This is a genomic window from Zeaxanthinibacter sp. PT1 (assembly GCF_028464225.1).
Taxonomy (GTDB): Bacteria; Bacteroidota; Bacteroidia; order Flavobacteriales; family Flavobacteriaceae; genus Zeaxanthinibacter.
Window position 1 is genome coordinate 259,916 of sequence record NZ_JAQPCN010000004.1, and the last position, 15,120, is coordinate 275,035.

Annotated in this window: 14 protein-coding genes; 11 read left to right on the plus strand and 3 right to left on the minus strand. The window is 43.9% G+C overall.

Features of this window, described 5'->3' with window-relative positions; translation table 11 throughout:
• Positions 1–4: 4 nt before the first annotated feature.
• Genes nadC through priA form a run of 4 tightly spaced genes read left to right on the plus strand, consistent with a single transcriptional unit; the run spans position 5 to position 4,750 of the window.
• A complete protein-coding gene (gene nadC / locus PP178_RS12310) occupies positions 5–862 on the plus strand; it encodes a carboxylating nicotinate-nucleotide diphosphorylase (RefSeq protein WP_272594650.1) in 858 nt (285 codons plus the stop codon).
• Positions 863–1,831 carry a YihY/virulence factor BrkB family protein gene (locus PP178_RS12315; RefSeq protein WP_272594651.1) on the plus strand — a complete coding sequence of 323 codons (969 nt, stop codon included), beginning with the start codon at positions 863–865 and terminating at the stop codon, positions 1,829–1,831.
• Positions 1,828–2,268 (plus strand): DUF2147 domain-containing protein, encoded by a 441-nt coding sequence (locus PP178_RS12320; RefSeq protein ID WP_272594652.1) that lies wholly within the window; start codon positions 1,828–1,830, stop codon positions 2,266–2,268. The genes PP178_RS12315 and PP178_RS12320 overlap by 4 nt, the downstream gene beginning before the upstream one ends.
• A 25-nt stretch (positions 2,269–2,293) precedes the next feature.
• Positions 2,294–4,750 carry a replication restart helicase PriA gene (priA, locus tag PP178_RS12325; RefSeq protein WP_272594653.1) on the plus strand — a complete coding sequence of 819 codons (2,457 nt, stop codon included), beginning with the start codon at positions 2,294–2,296 and terminating at the stop codon, positions 4,748–4,750.
• A gap of 6 nt (positions 4,751–4,756) precedes the next feature.
• Here the strand turns inward: priA and PP178_RS12330 are convergent, their stop codons facing one another.
• Complete coding sequence (locus tag PP178_RS12330; RefSeq protein ID WP_133645050.1) at positions 4,757–5,449, minus strand: LytR/AlgR family response regulator transcription factor; 693 nt, start codon at positions 5,447–5,449, stop codon at positions 4,757–4,759.
• Between the two features lie 233 nt (positions 5,450–5,682).
• Between PP178_RS12330 and rpsF the strand changes: the two genes are divergently transcribed.
• The 6 genes from rpsF (at position 5,683) to hisS (ending at position 12,028) form a co-directional block, all read left to right on the plus strand.
• Complete coding sequence (gene rpsF / locus PP178_RS12335) at positions 5,683–6,021, plus strand: 30S ribosomal protein S6 (RefSeq protein WP_272594654.1); 339 nt, start codon at positions 5,683–5,685, stop codon at positions 6,019–6,021.
• A gap of 5 nt (positions 6,022–6,026) precedes the next feature.
• Positions 6,027–6,323 (plus strand): 30S ribosomal protein S18, encoded by a 297-nt coding sequence (gene rpsR / locus PP178_RS12340; RefSeq protein ID WP_133645052.1) that lies wholly within the window; start codon positions 6,027–6,029, stop codon positions 6,321–6,323.
• A gap of 14 nt (positions 6,324–6,337) precedes the next feature.
• Positions 6,338–6,790: a 50S ribosomal protein L9 gene (gene rplI / locus PP178_RS12345; RefSeq protein WP_272594655.1), complete on the plus strand. Its 453-nt coding sequence runs from the start codon at positions 6,338–6,340 to the stop codon at positions 6,788–6,790.
• 98 nt (positions 6,791–6,888) lie between these two features.
• A complete protein-coding gene (locus PP178_RS12350) occupies positions 6,889–10,065 on the plus strand; it encodes a TonB-dependent receptor (RefSeq protein ID WP_272594656.1) in 3,177 nt (1,058 codons plus the stop codon).
• Positions 10,066–10,116: 51 nt separating this feature from the next.
• Positions 10,117–10,590 (plus strand): DUF6495 family protein, encoded by a 474-nt coding sequence (locus tag PP178_RS12355; RefSeq protein WP_272594657.1) that lies wholly within the window; start codon positions 10,117–10,119, stop codon positions 10,588–10,590.
• A 61-nt stretch (positions 10,591–10,651) separates the two neighbouring features.
• A complete protein-coding gene (gene hisS, locus PP178_RS12360; protein ID WP_272594658.1) occupies positions 10,652–12,028 on the plus strand; it encodes a histidine--tRNA ligase in 1,377 nt (458 codons plus the stop codon).
• On the opposite strand, the gene PP178_RS12365 is transcribed toward hisS, so the two are convergent.
• Positions 12,023–12,571, minus strand: a complete 549-nt coding sequence (locus PP178_RS12365; protein WP_272594659.1) for an NUDIX hydrolase — start codon at positions 12,569–12,571, stop codon at positions 12,023–12,025. The genes hisS and PP178_RS12365 overlap by 6 nt on opposite strands.
• A gap of 45 nt (positions 12,572–12,616) precedes the next feature.
• Positions 12,617–13,705 carry a M42 family metallopeptidase gene (locus PP178_RS12370; RefSeq protein ID WP_272594660.1) on the minus strand — a complete coding sequence of 363 codons (1,089 nt, stop codon included), beginning with the start codon at positions 13,703–13,705 and terminating at the stop codon, positions 12,617–12,619.
• A gap of 102 nt (positions 13,706–13,807) precedes the next feature.
• On the opposite strand from PP178_RS12370, the gene PP178_RS12375 reads away from it, so the two are divergent.
• The gene (locus PP178_RS12375; protein WP_272594661.1) at positions 13,808–14,494 is read left to right on the plus strand and encodes a DUF4294 domain-containing protein; all 687 of its coding nucleotides are present in this window, start codon (positions 13,808–13,810) and stop codon (positions 14,492–14,494) included.
• Positions 14,495–15,120: the final 626 nt, after the last annotated feature.

Sequence of the window (15,120 nt, forward strand, 5' to 3'; positions counted from 1 at the left end):
ATATATGATATCAGAAGAACAATTCAGGGAAGAGATAGCAGGCATCATTGCCAATGCCGTCAGGGAAGATGTCGGTGATGGGGATCACAGTTCATTGGCTTGTATCCCTGCAGATGCTAAAGGAAAGGCCCAGTTATTGGTGAAAGATAAGGGCGTTGTAGCCGGAGTTGAATTTGCCCGGGAGGTCTTTAAATACGTAGATCCTGAATTGGAAATGGAAACTTTGATCCTTGATGGTTCCCCCGTAGAATTTGGTGATATTGTTTTCTATGTCAGCGGCAGCTCCCAGAGTATTCTCAAAGCAGAAAGACTTGTGCTTAACGGTATGCAGCGGATGAGCGCAATTGCCACGAAGACCCGTAAATATGTACGGTTATTGGAAGGAACCAAGACCCAGATTCTGGATACGCGAAAGACCACTCCAGGGATCAGGGCATTGGAAAAATGGGCCGTACGTATAGGTGGTGGGCATAACCATCGCTTTGCCCTGTATGACATGATAATGTTAAAGGACAACCATATCGATTTTGCGGGAGGGATAACAGCTGCCATTGAGAAGACCAAGAATTATCTCAAGGAAACAGGACGTGACTTGAAGATCATCGTTGAAGCACGTAACCTGGAAGAGGTGGCTGAAATCTTAAAGGCCGGCGGTATTCACCGAATCTTGCTGGATAATTTTAATTTCCAGGATACGGAGAAGGCAGTCAAAATGATCGGGAATAGAAGCCAGTCAGAGTCTTCGGGCGGAATCAATGAAAATACCATCAGGCGTTACGCCCTGTGTGGGGTCGACTATATTTCTTCAGGTGCGCTTACGCATTCCGTGTATAACATGGATTTCAGCTTAAAAGCCGTTTAGATGTCCAAGGAGATTGAAAAACGCATAGATAAGATCCCTGTAATTAATACCCTAGCCAGGGGGCTTAAGAAGATAAAACTACCCGACTTTGAAGGTCTTACCCTCTACGACCTGTTGGAGATGTACATCGTGGGGATTTTCCAGGGAGCGCTCTCAACAAGGGCTAGTTCTATCGCTTTCAGCCTCTTTCTTGCTCTTTTTCCACTGATCATCTTTTTAGTGACCCTTATTCCCTTTGTAATTCCTCTGGTAAATGTTGGTGAAGCTACGTTTGATACTCAATTCCTGCATTTTTTGGAATCTTTTCTACCGACCGCGACAAGTGAATATTTTTCTGATGTCTACCTGCAGATCAAGGACCAGAAGAGTGGGGGAGTACTGTCATCGGCTTTCCTTGTATCTATTTTTTTGATGGCTAACGGGGTTAATTCAATTTTTGGAGGATTTGAGAATTCCTACCACATAGAGCTGACTCGCAATTTCTTTAAACAGTATGCTTATGCGCTCATGGTGGGCCTTATTCTTTCGGTATTATTGATCTTCGGTGCTGTGGTATATGTATATGTGGAGTTCTATATACTGGATTCTTTGAATGTGTGGGCCGCAAGGACCCGTGGTTATGATCTGACCGAGAATAAGATTGTGGGAGCACGGCTGGGAAAAGCACTCTTCTTTATATTACTTTCTTACCTGACAACGGCTATCCTGTACTACTTTGGAACAGCCGAAGGAAAAAAGGCAAGATTTTTTTCATTCGGTGCACTGATGACCACAATTTTGTTCGTTATTACATCCTATCTTTTCGGGATCTATGTAGATAGCTTTTCCCGGTATAACGAATTGTACGGAGCATTAGGGGGATTACTTATCCTGATGGTCTATATCTGGTTGAATTCGAATATCCTACTGTTAGGATTTGAATTGAATGCAACCATTAATTATTTGAAAAAACAGCACAGAACAGAATGAATAGACCGTTGATTTTAGCACTGGGAATTTTCTTATGCACCCTTGGAGTAGCAAGTGCACAAAGCTGTTTTGGTCTTTGGAAGACCATCGATGACCGTACCGGCAAGCCAAAAGCTCTGGTGGAGATCTACGAGGAAAATGGTCGGATGTATGGCCGTGTAGAAGAGATTCTCGAGGAAGGGCGAGAAGGTGCTGTCTGTGAGAATTGCGAAGGTGAAAAGAAAAATAAACCAATAGAAGGGATGCAGATAATCCAGGGATTGGAGCCGGATGGAGAAGGAGAATGGTCCGGGAGTACTATCTTTGATCCAGAAAAAGCAATGACCTTTCGCTGCAAGATTTGGCTAGACCCGGAAGATCCTGATAAATTAAAGGTCCGTGGATATATGGCCTTCTTGTATCGCACCCAAACCTGGGTCAGGGCTGAATATAATTGAGAACAGCCAATACACTTAACTCCGTATGGACGAGTATATCGAAGTTGTACTTCCGATACCCATAGAGAAAGCATTTACCTATAAAGTGAACCCGGCAGACGCTGAGCGGCTACAGATCGGTATGCGGGTTGCTGTCCCATTCGGAAAATCTAAACGCTATACCGGGCTGGTTTATGCCAGGAACGTCGCTGCACCTACGGCCTACGAAGCTAAAGAAATAGACCTGTTATTAGACGATGAGCCTACCGTTAACAGTTTACAATTAAAACATTGGGAGTGGATCGCATCCTACTATATGTGTACCCTGGGCGAAGTGGTCCGGGCAGCATTACCCGGGGCATTTTTACTGGAGAGTGAGACTGTGATCACCGCAAATAAGGAAGTAGAGATAGACGAGGAGGGACTTAAAGATGACGAATTCCTGGTTTACGAAGCCCTGCAACATCAATCTTCGCTACGGGTGCAGGATATCATGGCCATAGTTGAGAAGAAGAATGTCTTACAATTGCTCAATCGTCTTATAGAAAAAGAAGTGGTGCAAGTGCACGAGACCATACAGGAGCAATACAGGCCCAAGATGGTCTCTTACGTAAGGTTAGAGGCGGCATATGCTGAAGAGACCGCTTTAGAGGCGCTGATGGACGAACTTTCCCGTGCTCCAAAGCAGCGAGTGGCAGTACTTTCGCTGTTCCAAATGCAGGGTACCACAGAAAAACCGGTGTCCTTAGAAAAATTGGAAAAGGAAAGTGGAATATCTCGAACCGTGATCCGCTCTTTGGTGAAGAAAGGCGTTCTTGAAGAATACCAATTGAGAAAGGACCGGGTAAGTTACGAAAACGGGCAGGAGGATGAGTCGAGCAAAGCACTGAATCCCATTCAGCAGAAAGCCTTGGAAACTATAAAACAGCAATTTGATCAGGACAAGGTGACACTTTTGCACGGGGTGACATCTTCGGGTAAGACCGAAGTTTATGTTAAGCTGATCGAGGAAGCTCTGGATAAAGGAAAGCAAGTATTGTATTTGCTGCCGGAAATTGCCCTTACCACCCAGTTAATAGAACGCTTACAATCTTATTTTGGTCACCGCATTACGGTATATCACTCGCGCTATAATATACAGGAACGTGTAGAAGCTTGGAATAACGTATTACGGGCTAAGGAAAAAGCGAGTATCGTCATGGGGGCTCGTTCTTCCATGTTTCTGCCATTCACCAACCTGGGTTTAGTGATCGTGGATGAAGAACACGAGAATTCCTTTAAGCAATACGATCCAGCCCCCCGTTATCATGCCAGGGATTCCGCCATTGTGCTGGGGCATCTGAACAAAGCAGATGTATTATTAGGATCGGCAACTCCAAGTATTGAAAGTTTTTATAATGCGAGAACGGGGAAATACGGCTATGCCAGGATAGATCGCCGGTTTGGGGATGTGCTTATGCCCGAAGTGGAACTGGTAGATATCTCTGAGCAGTATCGTAAAAAGCGCATGAAGGGACATTTCTCGGAGCGCCTGGTAGAAGAGATGGCAGAGGCACTTGAAGCATCAGGGCAGATCATACTGTTCCAGAACAGGAGGGGGTTTGCTCCTATCGTAGAGTGCACAAGCTGCGGCCATTCTCCCCAATGTCCTAATTGTGATGTCAGCCTCACTTTTCACCAATACAGTAAACAGTTGCGATGCCATTATTGCGGTCATCATTACGGCCTGCCGGAGGCTTGCGAGGCCTGTGGTAATGCTACAATGGACACTAAAGGTTTTGGGACAGAACAAGTAGAGGAAGAGGTAAGGGAGTTATTCCCGGAAGCCAAGGTTTCCCGGATGGACCTGGATACTACCAGGGGAAAGCATTCCTATGCAAAGATCATTCACGCTTTTGAAGAGCAGGAGCTCGATATCCTCGTCGGCACACAGATGGTCACCAAGGGGCTCGACTTCCGCAATGTTCGTTTGGTAGGGATCATGAATGCGGATGCGCTGTTAAACTTCCCGGATTTCAGGGCGCATGAGCGCAGTTTCCAATTATTGACCCAGGTTGCGGGAAGGGCTGGAAGAACCAAAGAGCGCGGGAGGGTATTGATACAGACCTATAACCCTTTACACCAGATTCTGCAGCAGGTGAGTTCCGGTGATTATGAAGCCATGTATAAGGAACAGCTGTATGAACGGGAACAGTACAAATATCCTCCTGTGAACCGAATCATCAGGATTACGTTTAAACATAAAAATTACGACCAATTAAATGAGGCGGCCGAATGGTTTTCCATAGGACTCAGGAATGCATTCAAATCCCAGGTGCTGGGACCTGAATTTCCTCCGGTTTCCCGAATCAGGAACCAGTACATTAAGAATGTGCTATTGAAGATACCAAGCGGACAGTCATTGGCTCAAACAAAAAATAGCATTAAAAGAATTGAACGTTCCTTTAATGCTATTTCTAAATTCAGATCGGTTAGAGTAATTTATAATGTCGACTATGTATGATTTTAATTAAACGTTGCTCAAGGCTTCTGCGAGTTCCGACTTTTTGTTTCGGCTCAATGGAATTGATCTTCCCCCCACTTCAACATTTTTACTGTTGAATTTCTCAATCTTCTCCAGGTTCACAATATAGGATTTGTGTATTCTCAGGAATTTATCTTCTGGCAATTGTTTTTCAAAAGCCTTCATAGTTGACAGGATGACAATATTGGCTTCGTCCGTAACCAACTTTATGTAATCTCCAAGAGCTTCTATCCACTTGATGTCATTTAGTATGACTTTACGTTTCTTGAGGTTACTCTTTACAAAAATGTGTTCTTCGTCTTCGTTTACCTGGTGTAATTGCTCAAATTTGGCAACAGCCCTTTTCACAGAGGCGTCAAATCTCGCCATAGTGATAGGTTTGTGCAGGTAATCTGTGACGTCGTAGTCAAAAGCCTTTAAGGCGTAGTCTGGTTTCCCGGTGATAAGAATTACCTGTGGTCTGTTCTCCAGGGATTCGAGTAGGTCGAATCCACTGATGATGGGCATTTCAACATCAAGGAAAATAAGGTCTATTTCGTTGTTTTTGAGTCCGTTTTTTGCTTCAATAGCATTACTGTACTCGGCAACAAGGGCTAGGTTTGGATGATTGTTCACCAACTTGGCAACTGCCATACGCTGCATAGATGAATCATCAACGACAATGCTTCTTAGTTTCATAAATGGGTTGATTTGTGGGGTTAAATCATAGACAAATTACTGAAAATTCGATGGATACGGCAATAAAAGTTTTAAACATTGTATCCACTTTCCTTATCTTGTCATGATCTGAATTTGGGTTTTAGGTTAAGTTTAATTTGACGGTTCTTCTCTTTATAACGAACATTTTTACTATTTCTTGTGAATCGATTGAATAATTCTTACTTTTGCGCTCCTTAAAAATGTAAATTAATATGAACCATTACGAAACTGTTTTCATTCTGAATCCCGTTCTATCTGACACCCAGATAGAGGAAACAGTTAAGAAATTCGAGGATTTCTTAAGCAAATTTGAGGCCAAAATGGTCTCCAAAGAGAACTGGGGCCTGAAAAAATTGGCGTACCCGATCCAACACAAAAAAAGTGGCTTTTATCACTTATTCGAATTCCAAGCTCCAGGAGAGGCCATCGGTCCTTTTGAGCAGGAATTCAGGAGAGATGAGCGCATTATGCGTTTTCTTACCGTTAAGCTTGATAAACATGCAATTGCATGGGCAGAGAGAAGAAGAACTAAGTTAAAAGCTAAAGCGTAAGGATTATGGCAACGTTACAACAACAGGCGAAAGGTAAAAAAGATGGAGAGATCAGGTATCTGACTCCATTAAATATTGAAACCAACACGCAGAAGAAATACTGTAGGTTTAAGAAGTCCGGTATCAAGTATATCGACTACAAGGATCCAGATTTCCTGATGAAATTGGTAAACGAACAAGGCAAACTATTGCCGCGAAGACTAACAGGAACCTCATTAAAGTACCAGCGTAAAGTAGCACAAGCTGTAAAGCGTGCTCGTCATTTGGCTCTGATGCCTTATGTTGGTGATTTATTAAAGTAATAAAGAAAAGGATCATGGAACTTATTTTAAGAGAAGACGTACAGAACCTTGGCTTTAAGGACGATGTGGTGAATGTAAAGAACGGTTATGGTAGAAACTACCTTATCCCGAACGGTCTTGCCACCCTGGCAACTCCTTCTGCAAAGAAAGTGTTGGCAGAGAATTTAAAGCAAAAGGCACATAAAGAGAAGAAAGTTGTTGATGCGGCTAATAAAACAGCTGAAGCATTAAAGACATTGGAGATCAAAATTCCTGCGAAAGTTGGAGCTGCCGATAAATTATTCGGTTCCGTTACCAATATGGACCTGGCTGCGGCTTTGGAAAAGGAAGGACACGAGATCGACAAGAAATACATTATGATTAAAGGAGGCGCCATTAAAAGGGCTGGGCCTTATGAGGCTGAGATTCGCCTTCACCGTGAGGTGATCGTGGAGTTCCCGTTCGAAGTGGTAGCTGATAAACAATAGTTTACAGCCTATATGTCCCCTGAATATACAAAGGAGTTATGTGCGCATAGCTCCTTTTTATTTTATATTTAACTTCTAGCTAACTTAAATTCACACTTATGAAAACCCGATTATTGCTTTTGGTGACCCTTTTATGTACGGGATTTATCGCCATGGCTCAGGTAACAACATCTAACATCCGTGGTACTGTCGCCGACTACCAGGGAGAACCTCTGTTCGGAGCCAACATTGTTGCGGTGCACACCCCAACAGGAACCAAATACGGAGCTATTACCAATGAAGACGGACGCTTTAACCTGTTAAACTTAAGAGTTGGTGGGCCATATGTCTTAACTGCTTCTTATGTTGGGTTTAAAACCCAGACCATTAATGATATCTTCCTGACCCTGGGTAAAACCTTTAACCTGGATCTAAAGCTGATCGAGGAAAGCGAGGCCCTGGATGAAGTGGTCGTCATCTCTGATCGTACTGGCACATTTGGCAGCGATCGTACCGGTGCCGAAACCAGTGTGGGAAGAAGGGAGCTTACCAGGTTACCTACCATTTCACGTTCTGCAGAGGATTTTGCAAGGCTGGAGCCAACGGCTTCTTCAGGGGCTTCAGGAATTTCTTTTGGAGGTAGAAACGACCAGTATAACAACTTTTCACTGGATGGGGCAATCTTTAATAACCCATTTGGCCTGGATGCTGCCACCCCTGGTGGACAGACCAGTTCTCAACCGATATCCCTGGATGCCATAGATCAGATCCAGGTTACAACGGCCCCTTATGACGTTACCCAGTCCGGCTTTACAGGTGCTTCCGTTAACGCAGTGACCAAAAGTGGTACGAACGAATTTTACGGAACTGCTTACGGGTTTTTCAGAAACGATGACCTGACCGGTGGGAAGATCAACGGGGACGATGTTTTTAAAACAGGATTGGAACAGGTACAATATGGTGCCAGTATCGGAGGTCCTATTATTAAGAACAAATTATTCTTCTTCGTCAACTTTGAAAAAGACGACCTTACATCTTTAGGAACCAATGGATTTGTTCCTAACCGAGGCACGGGCGCTATTAATGAATCAAGAGTTTCCGCTTCAGATTTCCAATTGGTACAGGACTTGTTAAGCCAGGTGGTGATCGGGCAGGATGAGCAGGGTAATGATATTTTCTACAATCCGGGAAGGTTTGAAGGATTTAATTTTGACCAGCAATCTACCAAAGGGATATTTAAGATAGACTGGAACATTAATGATAAGAACCGTTTGGCGGTAATTTATAATTTCCTGAATGCTTCCAAGGAAAAGCCTGCACACCCGTCGGCTCTTGGATTCAGGGGACCTAACCAGAGTACGTTGCAGTTTGAAAATGCAGGGTATGAAATCAACAATAATATCCGTTCTGTACAGATCGAATTAAACAGTACGCTATCGGATAATGCAACGAATAAGTTACAGGTTGGATATACTCATTTTGACGATTTCAGAAATCCTTTATCAACACCTGCGCCGACGCTTACTATCCTTGATGCAAGTGGAAGTTCTAACTACATTATTGCAGGGCACGAGCCATTCTCGATCAACAATACCCTGGATCAGAAGGTCTTTCAATTGACCAATAACCTGAGCTTCTTTAAAGGTGATCATACGTATACAGTAGGATTTTCCTTTGAGAAATTCCAGTTCGACAACTCATTTAACCTGGGCGCCTATGGTGCGCAGGGAGTTTTCTTCCCAACCACTACCATCACAGATTTCCCCAACTTCGCAAGTTCGGGAGACCTGCAGGCTGCTTTTGATGCGGCTATTAGTGCTAACAGGAGCCTTGAGGCAAACGGTGTAGGCAATCCCGGGGGATGGTCTTTGGCTGAAACCAACGTAGGTCAGATGGCATTTTATGCACAGGATGAATGGAATATTGCAGAGAATTTTAAACTGACCTACGGTCTTCGTTTTGACAAGCCATTGTATTTTGACACTGCATCTAAAGTGCGTGAGAATATTGAACGAAAAGGAGGAGCAAACGGTACATATATCCCATCGATAGAGTATACGGACCCTGAAACAGGAGAAGCTATATTCCTCGATTCTGAAAAAATGCCGACCAACGATTGGCTGATCTCTCCGAGATTAGGATTTAACTGGGATGTGCATGATGATAATACGCTGCAGGTTCGTGGTGGAACCGGGGTTTTTACCGGGCGATTCCCATTTGTATGGTTGGGCAACCAGGTGCAGGGGGTAGATTTCTTCTTCTACCAGTTGGTAGATCCTGATTTTAAGTTCCCGCAGGTTTGGAGAACCAATATCGGACTTGATAAAAGCCTGGAAAATGGTATTGTGTTAACTGCAGATTTCGCTTACACCAAAGACCTGAATGCTGCACACGTTCAGAACTGGGGTCTTGACACTCCTTCTGCCACCTTGAATGGGGTTGATAACAGGGCGGTGTATACCAATGATGATAAATCTCAGATCTTTGGCGGACCTACCAGTGCATTCGTATTTACTAACTCGGATAAAGGCCGTGTATGGAATGCTTCTTTCAAGGCTCAGAAGAACTTTGATAATGGTCTTTATACCCTTCTGGCGTATAGCTACCTGAACTCTAAAGAGGTTAACTCGATAGAGGCGGAAATTACAGGGGATGCCTTTGTCGGGAATGCCATTGTCGGGAATGCCAACGAGGATGTATTAGCATTCTCTCGTTACGGTGATACGCACCGTTTCATCGGGGTACTTTCTAAAGCTTTTGATTTTGGAACTACGATATCTACTTTCTTTGAATATGCCAGCGGGAACCGTTTCAACTATATTTACGGGGGAGACATCAATAACGATGGTTCCAGTATCAATGACCTGATCTACATCCCTACAGCTTCAGAAGTTGGCCAGATGAATTTCAGCGGAGCAGGGCAGGCAGAAGCTTTTGAGGCGTTCATACAGCAGGATGACTACCTGAGTGACAACCGTGGTTCATATGCCGAGCGATATGGAGCGCTTGCTCCGTGGAAAGGGCGATGGGATCTTAAGGCGCTGCACGATTTTAAATTGGCAGAGAACAACGTACTCCAGTTAAGTCTTGATGTACTTAATGTAGGTAATTTGATCAACTCTAATTGGGGGGTTGTTGAAGAACCAGCCTTTAACCAGTTGTTAGGAGTATCGGTAGATGATAGCAATAACCCAACCTATACATTTGATCCGGATCGTAGCAGTACTTTTACTGCAGCAACGGATGTGAGGTCCAGGTGGAGAGCACAATTTGGCGTGCGGTATATCTTTAACTAAACAGTAATTATAAATACTAAGCCGCCTCTTACAGGGCGGCTTTTTTTTCATATGAAATACACGAGACTTACAAAAGAACAATTAGAGGAGTTGCATCCGGAATTCATAAACTTCCTGGCGACACAATCGATTACAGCCGAGGAATGGGATCGTTTAAAAAAAGAAAAGCCCCAGGTAGCGGAGGACGAACTGGATGTTTTCAGCGACCTAGTCTGGGAGGGCGTTCTGCAAAAGGTTGAATACCTTGAGAATATCTCGGAACAGCAGATGCACCTCTTCCATATGGCGGAAAAGGAGATGAAACTTATTTCAATTAAGGTGATGAACCCCGAAATAGACCTGAGGAATGATGAAGGATTTGCGTGGTTTAAAAAGAATTGGCAGTCCGATTTCGTAGAGTACCTGGTGGCTTCTAAAGCATATACTGAAGATCCGCATATGGACAAATTTGAATTGATCAAGGAAGGTGCGGTTATCACCCGTGGCGATCTTTATCGTTGGTTTGAGCAGATTATTGGGGAATAAAGCCGCTGGCTTTTTTCAAGAAGTTTAACAATCAAGTATATTTGCAGCATTTACAGCAGTTATGGCACAAAAACCTTCAATACCCAAAGGCACCAGGGATTTTTTACCCTCAGAAGTAGCTCGTAGGAATTATATCATCGGCATTGTTCAAAAGCACTTTGAAGCTTATGGTTATCAGCCTATAGAGACCCCTTCTTTTGAAAACCTGGATACCCTGATGGGAAAGTACGGAGAAGAAGGAGACCGACTGATTTTTAAAATACTGAATTCCGGAGAATTTGCGGAAAAAGTTGACGACGCCATTTACCAGGAAAAGGATTCTAAATCACTCTACTCTCAAATTTCTGAAAAAGCACTGCGGTATGACCTAACCGTTCCCTTTGCACGTTTCGTGGTGATGCACCAGAACGAGCTGCAATTCCCGTTTAAGCGATACCAAATTCAGCCGGTCTGGAGAGCAGACAGGCCGCAAAAGGGTCGATTCAGGGAATTCTATCAATGTGATGCCGATGTGGTAGGTTCAGATTCGCTGCTACAGGAAGTAGAGTTGGTGCAGTTGTATGATGCTGTATTTACCGATCTCAAACTAGAAGGGGTTACCATTAAACTCAACAACCGGAAGATTCTTGCCGGAATCGCAGAGGTCATTGGGGCAGGGGATAAGCTGGTCGATTTCACTGTAGCCCTCGATAAAATGGATAAGATCGGGGAAGAAGGGGTGCGCAATGAGATGTGGGTTAAAGGAATTCCGCAGGAGTCTATTGACAAGGCACAACCCTTATTTGCGTTGAAAGGATCTAATGCCGAAGTACTGGAGCAGTTAAGTGATTTCTTGTCCTCTTCTGAAGCAGGGAGTAAAGGGGTAGAGGAATTACGATATATTACAGGGACCCTCGAGGAACTTGGATTGGATTGCTGTACACTGCGAATTGATGTCACCCTGGCCAGGGGACTGAATTATTATACCGGGGCCATCCTGGAGGTGGCTGCGCCGGAAGGAGTATCCATGGGATCCATTGGAGGAGGTGGACGCTATGATGATCTTACCGGCATATTCGGGTTAAAGGATATCAGTGGCGTGGGAGTGTCATTTGGCCTGGACAGGATCTACCTGGTTATGGAGGAATTACAGCTATTTCCGGAGACCCTGGATAGAGCCTTGGACGTGCTCTGTATTAATTTTGGCGATAAAGAAGCACTGGCCGCTACTAAATTAGTTCGGCGCTTAAGAAGTGCAGGTTTGAAATCTGAAGTATATCCTTCTTCTGCAAAGATCCAGAAGCAATTTAAATATGCCGACAACAGGAATGTTCCCTTTGTGATCCTTATTGGTGAGCAGGAATTAAAGGATGGAAATTTTGTTGTAAAAAACATGGAAAGCGGTACTCAGCAATCCTATCCGCTGCAGAACCCGGATGATTTTATAAATAGTTTATAGTCTTTTCTGAACCTGGCGGATGACCGTTTTATAATAGCCGGGTTGATGCGGGACGTATTTACCCGGATTGGCCATTCCCCACAGTTCTTCAGCGAAAGTGATGAGGGGCACCAGTTTCAGGGCAGCCACTTCATCATCCTGTTTTTTTAGTTCGGTTATCGGTTTGTTTAGCAGGCCGAGGAAGGTATGATGAAATTCAGAGTCGATTAGATCTTCACGATGTTTCCTGACTGATTTAAATACCCCTATTTGTTCCAGCTCCGAAAACTTGATCTCGAGCCCGATCTCTTCAGCCGTTTCCCTAAGGGCAGCATCTTCGATACTTTCACCGGCGCTGATATGACCGGCAACAGAAACATCCCAAAGTAGGGGGTAGGTAGTTTTCTCAGCACTTCGTTGCTGTAAAAGGATCCGGCCATCCGCCGTATAAAACCAGATATGGACCGTAGGATGAAACCAGCCATGCTTATGAGCTTCTGATTTTAAAGCTTCACGCCCGGTGGGATTTCCCTCTGCATCCCAAATTGCAACACGCTCTTCCATAAGGTAATATAAAAAAATCCCCCGTGGATGCGGGGGATTTTATTGTTAATCAAAATAACTGAAGGTTTCTCCATCCTTGATCGTGAGCAGTGTCTCGTAGATAAGACGGATCACATTTTCCACATCATCTTTATGGACGGTTTCTACGGTCGTATGCATATATCGCAGCGGTAAGGAGATCAATGCAGATGCAACTCCCCCGTTGCTGTAGGCGAAGGCGTCCGTATCCGTACCGGTTGCCCTGGAGGCAGCCATCCTTTGGAAAGGGATTTCTTTTTTCTCCGCGGTTTCTATGATTCGCTCGCGTAGCTTGTTCTGAACGGCAGGGGCATACGAAATAACCGGTCCTGCCCCGATTTCTGTATGTCCTTGTTTTTTCTTGTCGATCATAGGAGTAGTGGTATCGTGGCAGACATCGGTGACAATGGCGGCATTCGGTTTAATCCTCTGGGTGATCATTTCTGCTCCCCTAAGTCCGATCTCCTCCTGTACGGAATTCGTGATGTATAAGCCAAAGGGAAGTTCTACCTTATTTTCGTGTAACAACCTCGCTACTTCGGCAATCATAAAACCACCGGCGCGATTGTCAATGGCCCGGCAAACAAACTTATCCTCGTTTAGGATATGAAAAGTGTCAGGATAGGTGATGACGCATCCAACGTGCACCCCCAGTTTTTCAACTTCAGCCTTGTCTTTTGCTCCTATATCAATAAAGATGTTTTCAATCTTTGGCGGTTCTTCTTTACTCTTATCCCTGGTGTGTATTGCCGGCCAGCCAAAGATCCCTTTTACGATCCCATTTTTAGTGTGGATATTCACCCATTTGGACGGGGCGATTTGGTGGTCACTACCCCCGTTCCGGATTACGTAGATTAGCCCATTGTCCGTTATATAGTTCACATACCAGGAAATCTCGTCAGAATGCCCTTCGATGACCACCTTGTATTTGGCGTCTGGGTTAATTACTCCAACGGCAGTACCATAGGTATCCGTAATAAAGGTATCAACATAGGGTTTCAGGTAATCCATCCATATTTTCTGACCTTCCCACTCGTACCCGGTAGGGGAGGCGTTATTGAGGTATTTTTCAAAAAAATCGATTGATTTTTTGGTAAGGATCTTTTTTGCGGTCATGTATCTGTGTTTTGTACAAATCTAAGTATAATTCACTTTTATTTAATAGGGCTGTCAGGGGTTTATCTTTACTTTTGGCAAGACTTTTGTTTAGTAAGGCGCATGAGATATAAATGCATATATATTCTTGTAATGATGCTTGGGAGTATAGGATTTTCCCAGGTAGAGGAGGTAGAGTTGGACTCGCTGGCAGAGAAGCTGATCATATTGGAGGGGGACAGTACATTCCAGGAATCGATCATGTTGGAGGAGGTTGTTGTTTTCAGCCCGCTGGAGTTTAAGTCTTATGAAGACAAATTGCGGTACTATATATTAAGGAGGAAAACACATAAGGTGTATCCTTATGCGAAATTGGCTTCGGACCGATTGGTAGAATTGAACAGCAGGCTTGGAGAATTACAATCCAAGCGTAAGCGCCGGAGGTATACCCGGGAGGTTCAGAAGTTCATAGAGCAGGAGTTTTCCGAAGAATTAAAAAAGCTCACCCGGACAGAGGGGCAGATCCTGGTGAAACTGATCTACCGGCAAACAGGAATCACAGCATTTGACCTGGTGAAGGAACTCCGGAATGGATGGAGGGCATTCTGGTATAATACTACGGCCAGTCTTTTTAATATAAGTCTGAAGGAAGAATACCACCCGGACATGGTGCATGAAGACTATTTAATAGAAGATATCTTGCAACGTGCATTTGCCGCCAGGCATTTAGAAAGACAGGAGGCGAAGATAGATTATGACTACGCTACACTGACCAACAAATGGTCTTCAGAAAAAAAGCCGGAAAATTAATTTGCGGGTTCTGGGAAAATCACTTATCTTTTCCTTCCTTTTTCGGTTAGGCCTTTAGGGCAATAATCTCACTTTTAGGGAATTAAAAACTTCAGGGATTTTTTTTAAAAAAAACCTTGTCAAAAGTTGCTGGCGAAACGAAAAAGGGTTGTAGTTTTGCAGCCCGAAACAACGAAGAGTTGTGGGGATTAAAGGCAGCAATGTCACGTTCATTAAGTCGTTATTGAAGTCAGGATAGAGGGAAAAATTTTTTTCCCAAAAGGTTTGGCGAAACGAAAAAAATGGTTGTAGATTTGCAGCCCCTAACAACAAAGGTTGTCGGGTAGTAAAGGCAGAGATGCCGCGTTCTTTGAAGCATTATTGGAGTCAGACAAAAGAAAAAAAATATTTTTTCAAAAAGGTTTGGCGGAGAGAAAAACGGTTGTATATTTGCACCCGCTTTGAGAGACAGTAAGTGCTCTAGGGCAAAAGAAAAGTAAACAAGTTCATTGACATATTGGTAGACAAAAGCGTTTTATTACTTCGGTAATAGAATCGAAAAATTAACAGAAAATCATTTTGAGACCATTGGGGCTATAAAGGGATGAGGGGAAACTCTTGTTGACTTATGGTCGCGAACATTATTT

What these genes read in the sequence shown, in the direction of transcription:
- nadC (WP_272594650.1), top strand. Translation starts at nt 5, where the DNA reads ATGATATCAGAAGAACAATTCAGGGAAGAGATAGCAGGCATCATTGCC.
- PP178_RS12315 (WP_272594651.1), top strand. Translation starts at nt 863, where the DNA reads ATGTCCAAGGAGATTGAAAAACGCATAGATAAGATCCCTGTAATTAAT.
- PP178_RS12320 (WP_272594652.1), top strand. Translation starts at nt 1,828, where the DNA reads ATGAATAGACCGTTGATTTTAGCACTGGGAATTTTCTTATGCACCCTT.
- priA (WP_272594653.1), top strand. Translation starts at nt 2,294, where the DNA reads ATGGACGAGTATATCGAAGTTGTACTTCCGATACCCATAGAGAAAGCA.
- PP178_RS12330 (WP_133645050.1), bottom strand. Translation starts at nt 5,449, where the DNA reads ATGAAACTAAGAAGCATTGTCGTTGATGATTCATCTATGCAGCGTATG.
- rpsF (WP_272594654.1), top strand. Translation starts at nt 5,683, where the DNA reads ATGAACCATTACGAAACTGTTTTCATTCTGAATCCCGTTCTATCTGAC.
- rpsR (WP_133645052.1), top strand. Translation starts at nt 6,027, where the DNA reads ATGGCAACGTTACAACAACAGGCGAAAGGTAAAAAAGATGGAGAGATC.
- rplI (WP_272594655.1), top strand. Translation starts at nt 6,338, where the DNA reads ATGGAACTTATTTTAAGAGAAGACGTACAGAACCTTGGCTTTAAGGAC.
- PP178_RS12350 (WP_272594656.1), top strand. Translation starts at nt 6,889, where the DNA reads ATGAAAACCCGATTATTGCTTTTGGTGACCCTTTTATGTACGGGATTT.
- PP178_RS12355 (WP_272594657.1), top strand. Translation starts at nt 10,117, where the DNA reads ATGAAATACACGAGACTTACAAAAGAACAATTAGAGGAGTTGCATCCG.
- hisS (WP_272594658.1), top strand. Translation starts at nt 10,652, where the DNA reads ATGGCACAAAAACCTTCAATACCCAAAGGCACCAGGGATTTTTTACCC.
- PP178_RS12365 (WP_272594659.1), bottom strand. Translation starts at nt 12,571, where the DNA reads ATGGAAGAGCGTGTTGCAATTTGGGATGCAGAGGGAAATCCCACCGGG.
- PP178_RS12370 (WP_272594660.1), bottom strand. Translation starts at nt 13,705, where the DNA reads ATGACCGCAAAAAAGATCCTTACCAAAAAATCAATCGATTTTTTTGAA.
- PP178_RS12375 (WP_272594661.1), top strand. Translation starts at nt 13,808, where the DNA reads ATGAGATATAAATGCATATATATTCTTGTAATGATGCTTGGGAGTATA.